Genomic DNA, 19684 nt, shown 5'->3' on the forward strand with positions numbered 1-19684 from the left:
CCCGGTTACATTCCGAACCCGGAAGCTAAGCCTCACAGCGCCGATGGTACTGCAGGGGGGACCCTGTGGGAGAGTAGGACGCCGCCGAACAAATTTTGAAAGGGTTGGACCCCGAACTTCGGTTCAGGGTCCAACCCTTTTTTGTTTGCCGTCACTTGAAGTTCATGTTGCACAAGCAGCATCCGCCTCATGGGTATTGCTGCTCTGCTCAGGGCCGCCGGCGTCGGAGTCGGTGACGAGGTCGTCGTGCCGGCGTTCGGCAACGTGGAGGTCGCCGAGGCCGTGACACAGGTGGGCGCCCTGCCGGTGTTCGCCGACATAGACCCGGTGACGTACTGCCTCGACGCCTCCGTCGTCGAACCGGCCCTGACCGCGCGCACGGTGGCCGTTGTCGTCGTACACCGCTTCGGCCGGTCCGCCGACATGGAACGACTGCACGCGCTGGGCCGGCGGCACGGGCTGCTGGTGCTTGAGCAGGGCGAGTCCGAGGTGCCGTACGACGAGACGGCGCAGCGCAGGGAGCGTGCCGCCTATCTCGACACCAGGCTCCGGGGTGTGCGGACGCCCGACGGCGGGGACGGGCACACCTACCAGCAGTACGTGGTGCGGGTGCCGGGGAACGGCCGGCCCGACCGTGACGCCTTCGCACGCGCCATACGCGCCCGGGGAGTTGACTGCCGGGTGCCCGTGAAGACCCCCGTGCACCGGCTGCCGGAGTACCGTCGGTGCGTGTCCCTGCCGGAGACCGAACGGGCCGCCGAGGAGACGCTGGCGCTGCCCGTTGACGCCTCGTTGACGCGCCGGGAGATGCAGCGGATCGTCTCGGTCTGCAACGCGCTCGGCGGCCCGATCGCGGTTGGGAGCACGGCCCTGTTCGGGGTATGATCTATTCCGTTGCCGCGGGGGAAACTCCGAGAAGGCGACCGGCCCCTATAGCTCAGTCGGCAGAGCGTCTCCATGGTAAGGAGAAGGTCAACGGTTCGATTCCGTTTGGGGGCTCCGGCAGAAAGGGCCTCACCCTTCGGGTGAGGCCCTTTTTCATGCCCTGCGGTTCCCTACTGCTGGGGGTCCGGCACCCGCATCGCCAGGATCGCCATGTCGTCGGACGGGGCGTCCGAGGCGAAGCGCTCCACGGCGCGCATGATGCGGGCCGCCACCGCACCGGCCGTCAGGCCCGTACAGGTGGTGAGAACGTCCGCCAGACCGTCGTCGCCCAGCATCCGGGAGCCCTCACGGCGCTCGGTGACGCCGTCCGTGACGCACAGCAGCACGTCGCCCGGGTCCAGCGTGATCGTCTGCTCGTACAGCTCCAGGTCCTCCATCACACCGAGCAGCGGCTGCGGGTCGGCGGCCGGCTCCACCGTGCCGTCCTGGCGCAGGCGCAGCGGCAGCGGGTGGCCGGCGCAGACCACCTTCAGCCGGGCGCTGCCGTCCTCCTGCGGCCACAGCTCGCCGTACAGGAGCGTGAGGAAGCGGCTGCGGGCGCCCTCGTCGAGGATCGCGGAGTTCAGGCGCTCCAGTACCGCCGGACCGCCGAAGCCCTCGCGGGCCAGCAGCCTGAGCGCGTGCCGGGCCAGGCCGGTCACCGCGGCCGCCTCCGGGCCCGTGCCGCAGACGTCGCCGATGGCGAAGCCGTAGGCGCCGTCACGGATGGGGAAGAGGTCGTAGAAGTCGCCGCCGACCTCGTTGCCCTCGCCGGCCGCGCGGTAGATGACGTCGACCTCCACGCCCTCGACGTCGGGGAGCCCCGGCGGCAGGAGGCTGCGCTGGAGGGACTGGCTGATGGCCGTGCGCTCCGAGTACAGGCGGGCGTTGTCCAGAGCGAGGGCGGCCCTGCGGCTGAGGTCCTCGGCCAGTTCCAGGATCTCCTGGCGGAAGTGCTCGTCGGTGGGCTTGCCGAGGGTGAGCATGCCGATGACGCGGTTGCGGGCGACCAGTGGCAGGACGACCGTCTCGCCGCCGACCGCGGAGGCCGTGGCGAGGGTCGGTCCGATGATCGTACCGATCTGGTGGTGCGAGTTGTCGCCCAGGCTGAGGCTGCGCATGGAGCTGCGCAGGGCCGCCTGGTGGGCGGCCTCGCCGGGGGCGGACCACACGCGTGCTCCGGGGGTGGGCACCGGGTCCGGTGGAGCGATCTTGGACAGCAGGGACTTGATGCCGTCGATCAGCTCCTCGTCCTCGTGCAGGACGTAGGACAGGTAGGGATCGGAGGCCTGGTCGGCGATCGTGTAGACGGCGCACCAGGTGGCCAGGGTCGGGACCGTCATCTGGGCCATCAGGGCGAGCGTCTGGTCGCGGTCCAGGGTGCCGGCCAGCAGGTCGGAGGCCTCGACGAGGAAGCTGAGGGAGCCGCGGCGCAGCCGCTCCAGCTCGCCGAGGCGGGCCGACTCGACGGCCAGGGCGATGCGGTCGGCGGCGAACTGCAGGCGCAGCGCCTCCTCGTTGGAGTACCGGCCGGGTGCCTCCGCGGCGACGCCGAGGGAGCCGGTGAGGCGGCCCTCGACCTTCAGCGGGACGGTGACGACCGAGCGCATGCCGGTGCTGTTGAGGAGGGGGACGGCGCCCGGGACGGCGGCGAGGTCGTCGTGGACGGCGGGCATCCGGGCGGAGCCGTAGCGGCCGGGGCCCGCCTCGACGGGGACGCGGGCGAAACGCTGACGCGCGGAGGGCAGGCCGGTGGAGGCGCGGACCTCCAGCTCCGTTTCGTCGTCGGTGGCCAGCAGGAGGAAGGCGGCGTCACCGTCGAGCATGTCGCGGGCGCGTTCCACGGTGCGCTGCAGCAGGCCGTCGAGGTCGTCGGGGGCGGGGGAGCCGATGAAGACCTCGAAGGGGTCGGCGCCGGAGCCCTCGGGGGCGCTGCCCGTGTCGGAGGTCGCCGGGAGGCGCAACGGGGTCTGGAGCACGGCCCGTTCGTGGTCGCGCACGAGGAGGCAGACCGTGGAGGGCTCGCCGTCGGTGTCGCGGACGCGGAGGTGGGAGGCGTAGACGGGGATGACGCGGCCGTGGGCGCCGCGGATGCCGTAGCTGCCTTCCCAGCGGGAGAGTTGGAGCGCCTCGGCGACGCCGGTGCTGGTGCCGGGGGTGTGGGGCCAGGCGGCGAGGTCGGTGAGCGGCTTGCCGACGACCTGCTTGGCGGCGTAGCCGAACAGTTCCTCGGCGTCCTCGTTCCAGGCGGTGACGGAGCCGCCGCGTTCGATCTGGACGACGGCCACGCGGACCCGGCCGTCGGCGAGCGGGAGGAGGTCGGCGGGCAGGCAGGGGCCGGCGGTGCGGGTGCCGACCGGGCGCTCGGGCATGTCGAGTTGGAACCAGACCTTCTTGTGCGTCGGCGTGTACTCCACGCCCCAGCGGCCGGCCAGGGCCGCGCACAGTTGCAAGCCGCGGCCGCCCTCGCGGTCGGGACTGCCCATGTTGACCGCCGAGCTCTGCACCGGGAGCTCGCGCTCGGGGTAGCGGTCGGACACCTCGATGCGCACTCCGTCGTCGCTGCGCAGGCACAGCACGTCGGCGGCTGTTCCCGCGTGGACGACGGCGTTGGTGACCAGTTCGCTCGTGAGGACCACCGCGTCGTCGACGATGTCGCCGAAGCCCCACCCCTGAAGGGTGTCGCGGACGAAGGACCGGGCGGTCGCGACCGATCGGCCCAGAGGATCGAAACTGGCGGCCGCGCGCGCGGTGATCACAGAACTCCCCATGTGTCGGCGTCCCCTGCCTCCCAGGCCCGATTCCCCTGTTCGACCGTTACAGGGTAGTAGGGTCGTTGGCTCGGTGTTCAGGGGTATCCCCACGAGGGACATCCCTGAACACCGAGGTGACGCATCTCGCGTCACAGGTCGGCCCATGAGCTTCGACGAAGCTGCCGAACTGTTGTGACTCCGCTTGGCCCGAAGACCCGCTTCTCGCTGGACCGGAGCCCGGCAAAGGACAAGCCCTGCCCGGCTGCACAACGCGGGATGTCCGTCCTGAGTTACGGTCATGGGCCGACGCACCCGGTGCGGCATGGTGAAACACTGGGCAGGCTTCTGGTGAAGGTCCGGGCGGGCGGAGTGTGCTCTCTGCACCCAGAGCGGCGGCTCTACCTGCGGGCTGATTACATCGGACACGAATACGCAGTAGTAACCGGTACGCCGAGCCGGCGTACCGCAGCACAGCGGTAACGGTCGACCCCTGCGGGAGGGACACAGTGGAGTCTGGCGCAGCGACGCGGGACACGAAGCCGCGCGCGAAAGGCGGACAGTCCCCGAAGAACCGGCGCGCGGCGCACAACGGGACCACCGAGGTGGACACGGCTTCCCTGAACCGACTGCTGGCCGCTCTGGTGTCGATGCGCGACGGCAATTTCCGCAGGCGGCTCACGGTGTCCGGGGACGGCGTGATGTCCGAGATCGCCGCCGTCTTCAACGAGGTCGCCGAACGCAATCTGCATCTGACGGGCGAGTTGTCGCGGGTGCGGCGCATGGTGGGGCGTGAGGGAAAGCTCACCGAGCGGCTGGAGACGGGCGCCTGCGAAGGCTCCTGGGCGACCGCGATCGAGCACTCCAACGCGCTCGTCGACGATCTCGTACGGCCGGTCTCGGAGGTCGGCCGGGTCCTCACCGCGGTCGCCGAGGGCGATCTGTCGCCGCGCATGGAGCTGCGCTCGCAGGCGCCGGAGGGGGCCGGGCATCCGCTGCGCGGTGAGTTCCTGAAGGTCGGGCGGACCGTCAACAACCTGGTCGACCAGTTGTCGACGTTCACCGACGAGGTCACGCGGGTGGCCAGCGAGGTGGGCACGGAGGGCAAGCTGGGCGGTCAGGCCAGGGTGCGCGGTCTGTCCGGGTCGTGGAAGGACCTGACGGACTCCGTCAACACCATGGCGTCCCGGCTGACGGCGCAGGTGCGGGACATCGCACTGGTCACCACGGCGGTGGCCAAGGGCGATCTGTCGCGGAAGGTGACCGTCCATGTCGCCGGCGAGATGCTGGAGCTGAAGAACACCGTCAACACGATGGTGGACCAGCTCTCCGCGTTCTCCTCCGAGGTGACGCGGGTGGCCCGTGAGGTGGGCACGGACGGCATCCTCGGTGGTCAGGCGCATGTGCCGGGGGTCGACGGCACGTGGAAGGAACTCACCGACTCGGTGAACCTGATGGCCGGCAATCTGACGGCGCAGGTGCGCGGGATCGCCCAGGTCACCACCGCCGTGGCCAACGGCGATCTGTCGCAGAAGGTGACTGTTCCGGCGCGTGGCGAGGTCGCGCAGCTCGCGGACACGATCAACCAGATGACCGAGACGCTGCGCATCTTCGCGGACGAGGTCACGCGGGTGGCCAACGAGGTCGGCGCCGAGGGCCGCCTGGGCGGTCAGGCGAACGTGCCGGGGGTGGCCGGCACCTGGAAGGACCTCACCGACTCCGTCAACACGGTGTTCCGGAACCTCACCACGCAGGTGAGGGACATCGCCACGGTGACGACGGCCGTGGCGAGCGGTGATCTGTCGCAGAAGGTCACCGTCGACGTGGCCGGCGAGATGCTGGAGCTGAAGAACACCGTCAACGGCATGGTGGACCAGCTGTCGTCCTTCGGTGCCGAGGTCACGCGGGTGGCGCGGGAGATCGGGGTCGAGGGCGAGCTGGGCGGCCAGGCGCAGGTGGCGGGCGCGGCGGGGACCTGGAAGGACCTCACCGACTCCGTCAACACCGCGTTCCGCAACCTCACCGGGCAGGTGAGGAACATCGCCCAGGTGACGACGGCCGTGGCCAACGGTGATCTGTCGCAGAAGGTCACCGTGGACGTCTCCGGCGAGATGCTCCAGCTGAAGAACACCGTGAACACGATGGTGGACCAGCTGTCGTCGTTCGCGGATCAGGTGACCCGGATGGCCCGGGACGTGGGCACGGAGGGCCGGCTGGGCGGGCAGGCCCGCGTGGACGGGGTGTCCGGCACCTGGAAGGAGCTCACCGACTCCGTCAACTTCATGGCCGGCAACCTCACCTCCCAGGTGCGGCAGATCGCCCAGGTGACGACGGCCGTGGCGCGCGGCGACCTCTCGCAGAAGATCGACGTCGACGCGCGCGGGGAGATCCTGGAGCTGAAGAACACCATCAACACGATGGTGGACCAGCTCTCCGCCTTCGCGGACCAGGTGACCCGGGTCGCCCGCGAGGTGGGCACGGAGGGCCGGCTGGGCGGGCAGGCGCAGGTGCCCGGCGTCGCCGGTGTGTGGCGGGACCTCACGGACTCCGTGAACGGCATGGCCGGCAACCTCACCGCCCAGGTGCGCAACATCGCCCAGGTCGCCACCGCGGTGGCCCGCGGTGATCTCTCGCAGAAGATCACCGTGGACGCGCGCGGGGAGATCCTCGAGCTGAAGAACACCCTGAACACGATGGTGGACCAGCTCTCCTCGTTCGCCCAGGAGGTCACGCGGGTGGCCCGTGAGGTGGGCACGGAGGGCATCCTCGGCGGCCAGGCCGAGGTCCAGGGCGTCTCCGGCACCTGGAAGGACCTCACCCAGTCCGTGAACTTCATGGCGAACAACCTGACCATTCAGGTGCGCAACATCGCCGAGGTCACGACCGCGGTCGCCAAGGGCGACCTGTCGAAGAAGATCACCGTCGACGCCAAGGGCGAGATCCTCGAGCTGGTCACCACCGTCAACACGATGGTCGACCAGCTGTCGTCGTTCGCCGAGCAGGTCACGCGGGTGGCCCGTGAGGTGGGCACGGAGGGCATCCTCGGCGGCCAGGCGCACGTGCCCGGTGTCGTGGGCATCTGGAAGGACCTCAGCGACAACGTCAACCTGATGGCCAACAACCTGACCATGCAGGTGCGCAACATCTCCCAGGTCGCGGCCGCGGTCGCCAACGGCGATCTGACGCGGACGGTGACCATCGAGGCGCGCGGTGAGGTCGCGCAGCTCGCGGACACGTTCAACACCATGGTGAAGACGCTGAGTTCGTTCGCCGACCAGGTCACCAAGGTGGCCCGTGAGGTGGGCACGGACGGCATCCTCGGCGGTCAGGCGTACGTCCCCGGGGTGGCCGGCACCTGGAAGGACCTCACCGAGTCGGTGAACCAGATGGCGTCCAACCTGACCGGTCAGGTGCGCAACATCGCCATGGTCACCACCGCCATCGCCAAGGGCGATCTGACCAAGAAGATCGACATCGACGCGCGCGGGGAGATCCTGGAGCTGAAGACGACCATCAACACGATGGTCGACCAGCTGTCGTCCTTCGCCGAGGAGGTCACCAGGGTCGCCCGCGAGGTGGGCACCGAGGGCCAGCTCGGCGGCCAGGCACGCGTGCGCGACGTCGACGGCACCTGGCGGGACCTGACCGAGTCCGTGAACGAGATGGCCGGGAACCTCACCCGGCAGGTGCGTGCCATCGCGCGCGTGGCGACCGCGGTCACCCGCGGCGACCTGAACCTGAAGATCGACGTCGACGCCTCCGGCGAGATCCAGGAGCTCCAGGACTACATCAACAAGATGATCGCCAACCTGCGCGACACCACGATCGCCAACAAGGAGCAGGACTGGCTCAAGGGCAATCTCGCCCGTATCTCGGCGCTGATGCAGGGCCGCCGCGACCTCCAGGACGTGGCCTCGCTGATCATGAGCGAGCTGACGCCGGTGGTCTCGGCGCAGCACGGTGCCTTCTTCGTCGCCATGCCGCTCGCCGACGAGACGGACCCCGGGAGCGAGGGCGACGACTCCTACGAGCTGCGGATGCTGGGTTCGTACGGTTACTCGCTGGGTTCCATGCCGACGTCGTTCCGGCCGGGCGAGGCGCTGATCGGGACCGCCGCGCAGGAGAGGCGCACCATCCTCGTCGACAACGCGCCCAGCGGCTATCTGAAGATCTCCTCCGGGCTCGGCGAGGCGCCGCCCGCGCAGGTGATCGTGCTGCCGGTGCTGTTCGAGGGGACGGTGCTCGGTGTCATCGAGCTGGCCTCGTTCACGCCGTTCACGCACATCCAGAAGGACTTCCTCAACCAGATCGCGGAGATGATCGCCACCAGCGTCAACACCATCTCCGTCAACACCAAGACCGAGCAGCTGCTGAAGCAGTCCCAGGAGCTGACCGAGCAACTGCGTCTGAGGTCGGAGGAGTTGGAGCAGCGGCAGAAGGCCCTTCAGGCGTCCAACGCCGAGCTGGAGGAGAAGGCCGAGCTGCTGGCCCAGCAGAACCGCGACATCGAGGCGAAGAACTCCGAGATCGAGGAGGCCCGGCAGGTCCTCGAGGAGCGTGCCGAGCAGCTCGCGGTCTCCATGCGCTACCGCAGCGAGTTCCTGGCCAACATGTCGCACGAGCTGCGTACGCCGCTCAACTCCCTGCTGATTCTGGCCAAACTGCTCGCGGACAACGCCGAGGGCAATCTGTCCCCGAAGCAGGTCGAGTTCGCCGAGACGATCCACGGCGCGGGCTCCGACCTGCTCCAGCTGATCAACGACATCCTGGACCTGTCGAAGGTCGAGGCGGGCAAGATGGACGTCTCCCCGACGCGTATCGCGCTCGTCCAGCTCATCGACTACGTGGAGGCCACCTTCCGGCCGCTGACCGCGGAGAAGGGCCTCGACCTGTCCGTACGGGTGTCGCCGGAGCTGCCCGCGACCCTGCACACCGACGAGCAGCGGCTGCTCCAGGTGCTGCGCAACCTGCTGTCCAACGCGGTGAAGTTCACCGACTCCGGGTCGGTGGAGCTGGTCATCCGTCCCGCCCGGGACGACGTTCCGCAGCCGATCCGCGAGCAGTTGCTGGAGGCCGGCTCGCTGGCCGACCCGGACGCGCCCATCATCGCCTTCTCCGTCACCGACACCGGCATCGGCATCGCGGCCAGCAAGATGCGGGTGATCTTCGAGGCGTTCAAGCAGGCCGACGGCACCACCAGTCGCAAGTACGGCGGTACCGGCCTCGGGTTGTCCATCTCGCGGGAGATCGCCCAATTGCTCGGCGGCGAGATCCACGCGCAGAGCGAGCCGGGCCGCGGTTCGACGTTCACCCTGTACCTGCCGCTGCACCCGGGGGAGCTGCCGCCGCAGGGCTACCAGCAGCCCGGCTCCGTGCTGGACGCCGGCCATCTGGTCGCCGCCCCCGAGCCGGAGCCGTCCGGGCAGGAGGCCGCCCGGGCCGAGACGCCGGCCGAGGTGAAGTCGTACCAGGAGACGCAGAGTGGTCCCGCCGCGCTGTTCCGGCGCCGCCGCAGGGCCCTGCCGACCGCCGACCACAGGCCGGCGCAGCACGGGCAGCCGCTCCAGGAGCAGTGGGTGGTGGCGTCGACGGGCCCGGCGGAGCCGGAGTCCGTCCCGCAGGGGCACCGGGACATCCGGTTCGGCGGCGAGAAGGTGCTCATCGTCGACGACGACATCCGCAACGTCTTCGCCCTGACCAGCGTCCTGGAGCAGCACGGCCTGTCCGTGCTGTACGCCGAGAACGGCCGGGAGGGCATCGAGGTTCTGGAGCAGCACGACGACGTCGCGGTCGTCCTGATGGACATCATGATGCCGGAGATGGACGGCTATGCGACGACCACGGCGATCCGGCGGATGCCGCAGTTCGCCGGGCTGCCGATCATCGCGCTGACCGCGAAGGCGATGAAGGGCGACCGGGAGAAGGCGATCGAGTCGGGCGCCTCCGACTATGTGACCAAGCCCGTCGACCCCGATCACCTGCTGACCGTGATGGCGCACTGGATGAGCGGGGAGTGACGGGGAGGCGGTGCCCGGAACGTTCGCGGGGCGCGGTACGTTGTCGACTCGGAGGCCCCGGAGCCGTGTAGAAGTGCGGGATCCGGGGAACCTTCTGGTCTCCCGCGGCGTTTCTGCCAGGTGCACAGTGACATCACGGTGACAGGGTGTGGCGACGGGCGGGGTGCGGCTACGATGACCGGCACAAGGACGGGCGGCGCAAGGGAGCCGTCCCCTGGGGCGGCACCCGCCGGTGCCTCCCCGTTTCCTGCGGACAGGGGCGGCCCCAAGCCGGGGCGAGGAGGGCGGGCCATGGTGCAGAAGGCCAAGATCCTCCTGGTCGATGACCGGCCGGAGAATCTGCTGGCGCTGGAGGCCATCCTCTCTGCGCTCGATCAGACGCTGGTGCGGGCATCGTCCGGGGAGGAAGCGCTCAAAGCACTGCTCACGGACGACTTCGCGGTCATTCTGCTGGACGTCCAGATGCCGGGCATGGACGGCTTCGAGACGGCCGCGCACATCAAGCGGCGGGAGAGGACCCGGGACATCCCGATCATCTTCCTCACCGCGATCAACCACGGCCCTCATCACACCTTCCGCGGCTATGCGGCGGGCGCGGTGGACTACATCTCCAAGCCGTTCGACCCGTGGGTGCTGCGCGCGAAGGTCTCGGTCTTTGTGGACCTGTACATGAAGAACTGCCAGCTGAAGGAGCAGGCGGCCCTGCTGCGGCTCCAGTTGGAGGGCGGCGGCCAAGGAGCGGTGGGCGACGGCAAGGAATCGGCCGGTCTGCTCGCGGAACTCTCCGCCCGTCTCGCCGCGGTCGAGGAGCAGGCGGAAGCCCTGTCCAAGCAGCTGGACGACGAGTCCGCCGACGCGGCGGCGGTCGCCACGGCAGCCCATCTGGAGCGCAAACTGACGGGCCTGCGACGTGCCTTGGACGCGCTGGAGCCGGGCACGGGGAGTCCGTCGTCGCTGCCTTCGCAGGGCTGAGTCCGCATCCGGGGCGCGGGGCCCGGCCCGCTCGGCGAGCGGCGGGATCGGGCCACGCTCCCCGCGATGTACGGCTCCTGAGGGCGTGTCAGCCCGGCGCCTCTCCGCACACGACACGAACGGGTGAAGCAGCGGGCGCACGTGTCCGCCGTCGTCTCCCCCGGTAACCTCACACCCATGGCCTCACGTCCCTCCGCAGCCAAGAAGCAGCCCGCGAAGAAGGCCGCCGCTTCGGGGGCGGCTCCGGCGAAGAAGGCCGCCGCGAAGAAGGCCCCCGCCAGGAAGGCGCCGGCCAAGAAGCCCGCGGGCAAGGCGGCACCCAGGCCCGCGCCCAGCCCCACGGGGGGCGTGTACCGGGTCGTGCGCGCCCTCTGGCTCGGGCTCGCGCACGCCGTCGGCGCCGTCTTCCGCGGAGTGGGACAGGGCGCCAAGAACCTCCACCCCGCGCACCGCAAGGACGGCATCGCGCTGCTGCTGCTCGCCGTCGCCCTGATCGTCGCCGCGGGCACCTGGGCCGATCTGCGCGGACCCGTCGGCGACCTGGTCGAGATCCTGGTGACCGGCGCCTTCGGCCGGCTGGACCTGTTGGTGCCGATCCTGATCGCGGTCATCGCCGTCCGCTTCATCCGGCATCCCGAGAAGCCCGAGGCCAACGGACGGATCGTCATCGGCCTGTCCGCCCTGGTGATCGGCGTCCTTGGACAGGTCCACATCGCCTGCGGCTCGCCCGCCCGCAGCGACGGCATGCAGGAGATAAGGGACGCCGGCGGGCTCATCGGCTGGGGCGCCGCGACTCCGCTGACCTACGCGGTGGGCGAGGTCCTCGCCGTGCCGCTGCTGGTGCTGCTCACGGTGTTCGGCCTGCTGGTCGTCACCGCGACCCCGGTCAACGCGATCCCGCAGCGGCTGCGGCTGCTCGGGGTGCGGCTGGGCATCGTGCACGACCCGGAGGCCGAGGAGTACGGCGACGACGAGCGCTACGAGGAGCAGTGGCGCGAGGTGCTGCCCGCGCGCTCCCGCAAGCGCCCGGGCGCCGCCCAGCAGGACTACGACCCGGACGCCGTCGAGCAGGAGGCCCTGTCCAGGCGGCGCTCGCGTCCCCGTCGCTCGGCGGTGCCGCAGCCGGACATGCAACGGCAGATGGACGCCGTGGACGTCGCCGCCGCTGCCGCCGCCGCGCTCGACGGCGCGGTGCTGCACGGCATGCCGCCCTCGCCGGTCGTCGCGGACCTCACCCAGGGCGTCGGCGTGGGCGACCGCGGGGAGAGCACCACCCCGACGCCCGTGCCAGCCGCACGCCCCGGCCAGGACGGCCGGACCGGGCGGTCCTCGCAGGAGCCGCCGGCCCAGCGGCCCGCCGGCCACAGGCAGTCCGGGGTCCCCGACCTCACGAAGACCCCGCCGGCCCAGCCCCGCGACCTGCCGGCGCGCGCCGAGCAGCTCCAGCTCTCCGGCGACATCACCTACTCGCTGCCCTCCCTGGACCTGCTGGAGCGGGGCGGGCCCGGCAAGGCGCGCAGCGCGGCCAACGACGCGGTCGTCGACTCGCTCACCAACGTCTTCACCGAGTTCAAGGTCGACGCCAGTGTCACCGGGTTCACCCGCGGCCCGACGGTCACCCGCTACGAGGTCGAACTCGGGCCCGCCGTGAAGGTCGAGCGCATCACCGCGCTGACCAAGAACATCGCGTACGCCGTCGCCAGTCCGGACGTGCGGATCATCAGCCCGATCCCCGGCAAGTCCGCGGTCGGCATCGAGATCCCCAACACCGACCGGGAGATGGTGAACCTCGGGGACGTGCTGCGGCTCGCCGAGTCCGCCGAGGACGACGATCCCATGCTGGTCGCCTTCGGCAAGGACGTCGAGGGCGGTTACGTCACGCACTCGCTGGCGAAGATGCCGCACATGCTGGTCGCCGGCGCCACCGGCTCAGGCAAGTCGTCCTGCATCAACTGCCTGATCACGTCCATCATGATGCGGGCGACCCCCGAGGACGTCCGGATGATCCTGGTCGACCCCAAGCGCGTCGAGCTGACCGCGTACGAGGGCATCCCGCACCTGATCACGCCGATCATCACCAACCCCAAGCGGGCCGCCGAGGCGCTGCAGTGGGTGGTACGCGAGATGGATCTGCGCTACGACGACCTGGCGGCGTACGGGTTCCGGCACATCGACGACTTCAACCGCGCCGTGCGCGAGGGCAAGGTGAAACCGCCCGAGGGCAGCGAGCGCGAGCTCCAGCCCTACCCCTATCTGCTGGTCATCGTCGACGAGCTGGCCGACCTGATGATGGTCGCCCCACGGGACGTCGAGGACGCCATCGTGCGCATCACCCAGCTCGCGCGTGCCGCCGGTATCCACCTGGTGCTCGCCACCCAGCGCCCGTCGGTCGACGTGGTCACCGGTCTGATCAAGGCGAACGTGCCCTCCCGGCTGGCGTTCGCCACCTCCTCGCTGGCCGACTCGCGCGTCATCCTCGACCAGCCGGGCGCGGAGAAGCTGATCGGCAAGGGCGATGGGCTGTTCCTTCCGATGGGGGCGAGCAAGCCGACACGTCTTCAGGGCGCGTTCGTGACCGAGGCGGAGGTCCAGGAGGTCGTCCAGCACTGCAAGGACCAGATGGCGCCGGTCTTCCGGGACGACGTCGTCGTCGGCACCAAGCAGAAGAAGGAGATCGACGAGGACATCGGCGACGACCTCGACCTGCTGTGCCAGGCGGCCGAGCTGGTCGTCTCCACGCAGTTCGGCTCGACGTCCATGCTCCAGCGCAAGCTGCGCGTCGGCTTCGCCAAGGCGGGGCGGCTGATGGACCTCATGGAGTCCCGGAACATCGTCGGGCCCAGCGAGGGGTCCAAGGCGCGTGACGTTCTTGTGAAACCCGAGGACCTGGACGGAGTGCTCGCCGTGATTCGCGGGGAGTCTGAGGGGTAGCAGGAAGACGCGTCCGGCGGATGCGCCGGCCGCGGGTGGGCGTGCACCGTGATCCACCCGTTAGCGAGCGGCGGGCAACCGTTTCGCCTGGGCGTACGTCAAGTTGAGCGAGAGGACCGGTGCGCGTCCAACCCTGGGCGCCACATCTGTCCCACCATCGGTTTGTCCGGCCATTCCGATGGCGTACAAAGTCCTGCAGCCGGGTCGCTTCACCCTTTGGCACCTCCCTAGACTGAACCTCCAGCACAGGCGGCTACACGCTCGAAAGGCGCCCCCGTGTCCATCGGCAACTCCCCTGAAGACGAGCGTCCCTTCGAAGACGTTTCCGAGGAAGCCCGCCCCTCCGTCGGCCGTGCCCTGAAGGAGGCGCGGATCGCCGCCGGGCTGACCGTCAACGACGTCAGCAGCGCCACCCGGGTCCGCCTCGCCATCGTGCACGCCATCGAGGCCGACGACTTCGCGCCCTGCGGCGGCGACGTCTACGCCCGTGGCCACATCCGGAACCTGGCGAAGGCCGTGCGTCTCGACCCGGCCCCGCTGCTCGCGCGCTTCGACGCCGAGCGCGGCGGCCGCCCCGCCCCGACCCCGGCCGCCCCCCTGTTCGAGGCGGAACGCATCCGCCCGGAGCGGCGCGGGCCCAACTGGACCGCTGCCATGGTCGCGGCGATCGTCGTCGTGATCGGCTTCGTCGGCTTCACGGCCTTCAAGGGCGGCAGCGACGACACCGGCGCCCAGGGGAAGATCGGCGAGGGCTCCACGCCCACGGCCGGCACCTCGGCCCCGCCCACGCCCAAGAGCAGCAAGCCCGCCGACCCGACGCCCGCGCCGTCCGACAGCGCCATCGCGGCCGCGCCGCAGGACAAGGTGACCGTGCAGGTCAGTGCCGACAACGGGCGCAGCTGGATCTCGGCCAAGGACCACAACGGCCGGATGCTCTTCGACGGGCTGCTGCAGAAGGGCGAGTCCAAGACCTTCCAGGACAGCTCCAAGATCAACCTGATCCTCGGCGACGCCGGCGCGATCCAGCTCTACGTCAACGGCAAGAAGATCGAGGACCAGTTCCAGCCCGGCGCCGTGGAGCGCCTCACGTACACCAAGGGCGACCCGCAGGTCGGGTAGCTGACGGCGCGCGGTCCGTACACAAAGGGCCGAAGAGACAGGCGAGCACGGGGTTGGCCAAGCTCGGCCAACCCCGTCGACTTGGGCGGTCGTGGAGACAAAGTAGTCTTGAGCCCATGCCTGAACGCCGTACCGTCGCACTCGTCACTCTCGGCTGCGCCCGCAACGAGGTGGACTCGGAGGAGCTCGCAGGCCGTTTGGAGGCGGACGGCTGGCAGCTCGTGGAGGACGCCGCGCAAGCGGACGTCGCCGTGGTCAACACCTGCGGCTTCGTGGAGGCCGCCAAGAAGGACTCCGTCGACGCCCTCCTGGAGGCCAACGACCTCAAGGACCACGGCAGAACGCAGGCGGTGGTCGCGGTCGGCTGCATGGCCGAGCGGTACGGCAAGGAACTCGCCGAGGCCCTCCCGGAGGCCGACGGCGTGCTCGGCTTCGACGACTACGCCGACATCTCCGACCGCCTCCAGACGATCCTGAGCGGCGGCATCCACGCCTCGCACACCCCGCGCGACCGCCGCAGGCTGCTGCCGATCAGCCCTGCCGAGCGTCAGGGCGCCGGCACGGAGGTGGCCATTCCCGGGCACGGCCCCACGGATCTCCCGGAAGGTGTCGCCCCGGCCTCCGGGCCGCGTGCGCCGCTGCGCCGCCGGCTGGACGGCGCCCCGGTCGCCTCGGTCAAGCTCGCCTCCGGCTGCGACCGGCGCTGCTCCTTCTGCGCCATTCCGTCCTTCCGCGGCTCGTTCATCTCCCGCCGCCCGAGCGATGTGCTGAACGAGACGCGGTGGCTGGCTGAGCAGGGCGTCAAGGAGATCATGCTGGTCTCCGAGAACAACACCTCCTACGGCAAGGACCTCGGCGACATCCGCCTCCTGGAGTCCCTGCTGCCCGAGCTCGCCGAGGTCGACGGCATCGAGCGGGTGCGGGTGAGCTACCTCCAGCCGGCCGAGATGCGTCCCGGACTGATCGACGTCCTGACCTCCACCCCGAAGGTGGTCCCCTACTTCGACCTGTCGTTCCAGCACTCCGCGCCCGGCGTGCTGCGCGCCATGCGCCGCTTCGGCGACACCGACCGCTTCCTGGAACTGCTCGACACCATCCGCACCAAGGCCCCCGAGGCCGGCGTGCGGTCCAACTTCATCGTCGGCTTCCCCGGCGAGAGCGACGCCGACCTGGCCGAGCTGGAGCGGTTCCTGAACGGTGCCCGGCTGGACGCCATCGGCGTTTTCGGCTACTCCGACGAGGAGGGCACCGAGGCGGCGACGTACGACGACAAGCTCGACGAGGACGTCGTCGCCGAGCGGCTGGCGCGGGTCTCCCGGCTGGCCGAGGAACTCGTCTCCCAGCGGGCCGAGGAGCGCGTCGGCCAGACGGTCCACGTGCTGGTCGAGTCCGTGGACGCCGAGGACGGCGTCCGCGGCCGGGCGGCGCACCAGGCGCCGGAGACGGACGGCCAGGTGCTGCTGGTGGGCGGCGAGGGCCTGGACGTCGGTCGTATGGTCGAGGCGAAGGTGGTCGGTACGGAAGGCGTCGACCTGGTGGCCGAGCCGCTGGCGGGCACGCTCTCGTGGAGCGAGGAGGCGGGCAGATGACGGGAGTCCCGGCATCCGCTGCGGGCGGCTCCTCCGGCGCGCAGGGCAGGGCCGCGGGAGCGGCCCCGCGCCGCGCCGGCGCCGACGGGGCCACGGGTGCCTCCCGTGCCTCCCAGGTTTCCCGTCCTGCCGCTGCCGCCGGTTCCGGTGCGACGGACGCGGCGGGCGAGGCCGAGCGGGCGCAGGGCGCGGGCAGGTCTCCGCGCGGCGGGAAGATCGCGGCCGCCGCCGTGAACCAGGCGAGCGTGTGGAACGTCGCCAATCTGCTGACCATGCTCCGGCTGCTGCTCGTGCCCTGTTTCGTGGCCCTGATGCTGACCGACGGCGGGTACGACCCCGCGTGGCGGTCGCTGGCCTGGGCGGCCTTCGCCGTCGCCATGATCACCGACCTGTTCGACGGCCACCTGGCGCGGACGTACAACCTCGTCACCGACTTCGGGAAGATCGCCGACCCCATCGCCGACAAGGCCATCATGGGGGCGGCGCTCATCTGCCTCTCCGGGCTCGGCGACCTGCCCTGGTGGGTGACCGGGGTCATCCTCGGCCGGGAACTGGGGATCACGCTCCTGCGCTTCCTGGTCATCCGCTACGGCGTGATCCCCGCGAGCCGCGGCGGCAAGCTGAAGACGCTCACGCAGGGCGTGGCCGTCGGCATGTACGTACTGGCGCTGACGGGCTGGCTGGCCACGCTGAGGTTCTGGGTGATGGCCGCGGCGGTCGTGCTGACCGTGGTGACGGGTCTGGACTATGTGAGACAGGCCATCGTGCTGCGCCGTCGGGGAATCGCCGAGCAGCGTGCCGCGTTGGAGGAGTCGCAAGCGTGAGTTCGCCGGCCGCCGACGTAGTGAGGCTGCTCACGGTGAGAGGCGAGACGGTCGCCGTGGCCGAGTCGCTGACCGGTGGCCTGGTCGCGGCGGAGATCACCGCGGTGCCGGGGGCGTCGAAGGTGTTCCGGGGCTCGGTCACCGCCTACGCCACCGAGCTCAAGCACCGGCTGCTGGACGTCGACGCCACCCTGCTGGCCGAGCGGGGAGCGGTGGATCCGCAGGTCGCGGCCCAGATGGCGGCCGGGGCGCGGAAGGTCATGGAAGCCGACTGGGGCATCGCGACCACCGGAGTCGCCGGCCCCGACCCCCAGGACGGACAGCCCGTCGGCACGGTCTTCGTGGCCGTTGACGGGCCCCGCACGACGGAAACCGGTGCCGACCGCGGCGGGAAAACGGCCGCGCTGCGGTTGAACGGCAGCCGGGCGGACATTCGTATGGAGAGTGTACGGAGGGTACTCGCACTGCTTTTGGAGCAGATCGCGGGCGAACAGACCGGAAATGAGCGGGCACAGGATACGGAACGGAACGGGGGGTTTTGATGTTTGCAGCCCTGAGTGAACACGACATCGCTCCCCGCACGGCCGCGGCGCAAGGCGGTACGGTGGGGCGTGAAGGATGCGGCTACGCGGTCCGAGGAGGGAGCCACCGATGATTCTGCTCCGTCGCCTGCTGGGTGACGTGCTGCGTCGGCAGCGCCAGCGCCAGGGCCGTACTCTGCGCGAAGTCTCCTCGTCCGCCCGAGTCTCGCTCGGCTATCTTTCCGAGGTGGAGCGGGGGCAGAAGGAGGCTTCCTCCGAGCTGCTCGCCGCCATCTGCGACGCGCTGGACGTACGGATGTCCGAACTCATGCGGGAAGTGAGCGACGAACTCGCCCTCGCCGAGCTGGCCCAGTCTGCTGCGGCCACCGAGCCCGTGCCCACGCCGGTTCGCCCGATGCTGGGTTCCGTGTCGGTGACCGGTGTGCCACCGGAACGGGTGACCATCAAGGCGCCCGCCGCCGAGGCGGTGGACGTGGTCGCCGCGTGACCTGTCGCACGCGCGCGTGACCTCACGCACACGTGGATGAGGCCCCGGCCGGGCCTCTCCGGGGAGACCTGGAGGGGCCCGGCCGGGGCTTTCACCTTGTCCGGGGGTTTACGGCGGGTTTCACCGCGGCCCGTTTGCCGGTGCCGGGCGGGGCCGCCATCGTGGAGGCCAGTGCGGCGGTCCGTCGTCGGCTGGAGGTGATGGTGGGTGCGATGGCGGGGCCGATAGTGCGCTGGGGGGCCGCTCTGGGGCTGGGTGCCGCGTGGTGGTGGGCGGTGCTGCGGCTGCTGCTGTCGGGCGATGCGGGAGCGCTGGAGGGGGCCGTCGCGGCCGGGGGATGGGGGCTGAGCCTGCTGCCCGTGCACTGCGTGCCCAAGGAGGGGTCCGCGGAGCGGGGCAAGGGGGGCCATAGGGAAGGGGCGCGGGGACAACAGGACGAGGGGGAGGACGGGGGGCTCGGGGCGCCGGCGCCCGCGGACGGCGATGAAGCGTCGTTTCCCGCCTCCGAGGGGTGGCCGTACGGCGTCTTCGGAGCGTCACCCGCCGCCGGCGGGAGATGGCCGTTCGGCACCGCGAAGGCATCGCCGCCCCCTCGCTCGGACGAGGAATCCGGCCCGTCCTGAAGGACCGGGCGGACGGTCAACGACCGGGCGGACGGTCAACCGGTGGTGCGGTGATAGCGGTCCCGCCACTTCTGCGCGCTGCCCGGCGCCGGTGCGGGGCCTGCCTGGCAGCTCGGACACCAGTACGTGGGCCGCTCCTGGGAGCCGTCGCCCTGGTCGGCCACCCGGACGGAGGTGCCGCAGCGCAGACAGGGGCGCGGTGCCCGGCCGTACACGAACAGGTCATGTCCCCGAAGGCCCGTGGTCCGGCGGACCACACGGTCGCGGTTGGCCTCCAGAAGGTTCTTGGCCAGGGCGGGCAGCTTCGCGGTGCGGTCGGCGGGCACGGCGCCGACCGGCAGCCACGGGGTCACGCCGAGCAGGAAGCACAGCTCGCTCTTGTAGACGTTGCCGATGCCGGCGAGATTGCGCTGGTCGAGCAGGGCCTCGCCGAGCGGGCGGCCCGGGTCGGCCAGGAGGTTTGCCAGGGCCAGGTCGGGGTCCCAGTCGGGGCCGAGGAGGTCGGGGCCGAGGTGGGCGACGGTGCGTTCGTCCTCCGAGGTGCGCAGCAACTCCAGCACCTGGAGGCGATAGCCGACGGCAGCGCGGTCGGCGGTGCCGAGGACGGCGCGGATCTGGTGGCCGGGGCCGCCCTTCCAGCGCTCACCGGCGCCGTACACCTTCCAGGCGCCCTCCATCAGCAGATGCGAGTGCAGCGTCAGGCCGCCCTCGAAACGGGTGAGCAGGTGCTTGCCGCGGGAGACGGTGTCCAGGACCGTCCTGCCGGTGAGGTCGACCGTGGCGTACTTCGGCACCCGGAAGTCGCTCCGGGTCAGCACCTCGCCCGCGAGGGCGTCGCGCAACCGCCTCGCGGTCTGCCAGACCGTGTCGCCTTCGGGCATGGGTCAAGGGTGACACGTGCGGGTG

General features: G+C 70.6%; 12 protein-coding genes, 1 tRNA gene and 1 rRNA gene. 12 read left to right on the forward strand and 2 right to left on the reverse strand.

All coding sequences use genetic code 11. From position 1 onward, the window contains the following. From rrf to ACIOWN_RS17425, 3 genes are all read left to right on the forward strand, one after another. A 5S ribosomal RNA gene (gene rrf, locus ACIOWN_RS17415) occupies positions 1–90 on the forward strand; the annotation flags it as partial. Between the two features lie 114 nt (positions 91–204). Beyond that, on the forward strand, positions 205–885 hold the full coding sequence (locus ACIOWN_RS17420) for a DegT/DnrJ/EryC1/StrS family aminotransferase (protein ID WP_362357057.1): 681 nt from the start codon (positions 205–207) through the stop codon (positions 883–885). A 41-nt stretch (positions 886–926) separates the two neighbouring features. Beyond that, a tRNA-Thr gene (locus ACIOWN_RS17425) sits at positions 927–999 on the forward strand. 56 nt (positions 1000–1055) lie between these two features. Here ACIOWN_RS17425 and ACIOWN_RS17430 read toward each other — a convergent pair. Continuing rightward, complete coding sequence (locus tag ACIOWN_RS17430; RefSeq protein ID WP_362356971.1) at positions 1056–3695, reverse strand: SpoIIE family protein phosphatase; 2640 nt, start codon at positions 3693–3695, stop codon at positions 1056–1058. A 488-nt stretch (positions 3696–4183) separates the two neighbouring features. Here ACIOWN_RS17430 and ACIOWN_RS17435 point away from each other — a divergent pair, with 488 nt between their 5' ends. The 9 genes from ACIOWN_RS17435 to ACIOWN_RS17475 all read left to right on the forward strand — a co-directional run bounded on the left by ACIOWN_RS17435 (position 4184) and on the right by ACIOWN_RS17475 (position 18778). Then, positions 4184–9691 (forward strand): HAMP domain-containing protein, encoded by a 5508-nt coding sequence (locus ACIOWN_RS17435; protein ID WP_362356973.1) that lies wholly within the window; start codon positions 4184–4186, stop codon positions 9689–9691. A gap of 291 nt (positions 9692–9982) precedes the next feature. After that, positions 9983–10663 carry a response regulator gene (locus ACIOWN_RS17440; protein ID WP_362356975.1) on the forward strand — a complete coding sequence of 227 codons (681 nt, stop codon included), beginning with the start codon at positions 9983–9985 and terminating at the stop codon, positions 10661–10663. 177 nt (positions 10664–10840) lie between these two features. Further along, positions 10841–13594 (forward strand): DNA translocase FtsK, encoded by a 2754-nt coding sequence (locus ACIOWN_RS17445; protein WP_362356977.1) that lies wholly within the window; start codon positions 10841–10843, stop codon positions 13592–13594. Positions 13595–13870: 276 nt separating this feature from the next. Next, positions 13871–14713, forward strand: a complete 843-nt coding sequence (locus ACIOWN_RS17450) for a RodZ domain-containing protein (RefSeq protein WP_362356979.1) — start codon at positions 13871–13873, stop codon at positions 14711–14713. Between the two features lie 116 nt (positions 14714–14829). After that, entirely contained in the window at positions 14830–16302 is a 1473-nt protein-coding gene (gene rimO / locus ACIOWN_RS17455; RefSeq protein WP_362356981.1) for a 30S ribosomal protein S12 methylthiotransferase RimO, read from the forward strand. Beyond that, positions 16299–17126: a CDP-diacylglycerol--glycerol-3-phosphate 3-phosphatidyltransferase gene (gene pgsA / locus ACIOWN_RS17460; protein WP_362356983.1), complete on the forward strand. Its 828-nt coding sequence runs from the start codon at positions 16299–16301 to the stop codon at positions 17124–17126. Before rimO ends, pgsA begins: the two co-directional genes overlap by 4 nt. Further along, positions 17123–17668, forward strand: a complete 546-nt coding sequence (locus ACIOWN_RS17465) for a CinA family protein (RefSeq protein WP_100570761.1) — start codon at positions 17123–17125, stop codon at positions 17666–17668. The genes pgsA and ACIOWN_RS17465 overlap by 4 nt, the downstream gene beginning before the upstream one ends. Positions 17669–17777: 109 nt before the next feature. Then, positions 17778–18155 (forward strand): helix-turn-helix domain-containing protein, encoded by a 378-nt coding sequence (locus tag ACIOWN_RS17470; RefSeq protein WP_100570760.1) that lies wholly within the window; start codon positions 17778–17780, stop codon positions 18153–18155. 212 nt (positions 18156–18367) lie between these two features. Further along, a complete protein-coding gene (locus ACIOWN_RS17475; RefSeq protein ID WP_401982659.1) occupies positions 18368–18778 on the forward strand; it encodes a hypothetical protein in 411 nt (136 codons plus the stop codon). A gap of 35 nt (positions 18779–18813) precedes the next feature. Here ACIOWN_RS17475 and ACIOWN_RS17480 read toward each other — a convergent pair whose 3' ends face one another. After that, complete coding sequence (locus tag ACIOWN_RS17480) at positions 18814–19659, reverse strand: DNA-formamidopyrimidine glycosylase family protein (RefSeq protein WP_362356985.1); 846 nt, start codon at positions 19657–19659, stop codon at positions 18814–18816. Between the last annotated feature and the right edge of the window lie 25 nt (positions 19660–19684).

Source organism: Streptomyces sp. NPDC087787, assembly GCF_044743035.1.
GTDB lineage: Bacteria > Actinomycetota > Actinomycetes > Streptomycetales > Streptomycetaceae > Streptomyces.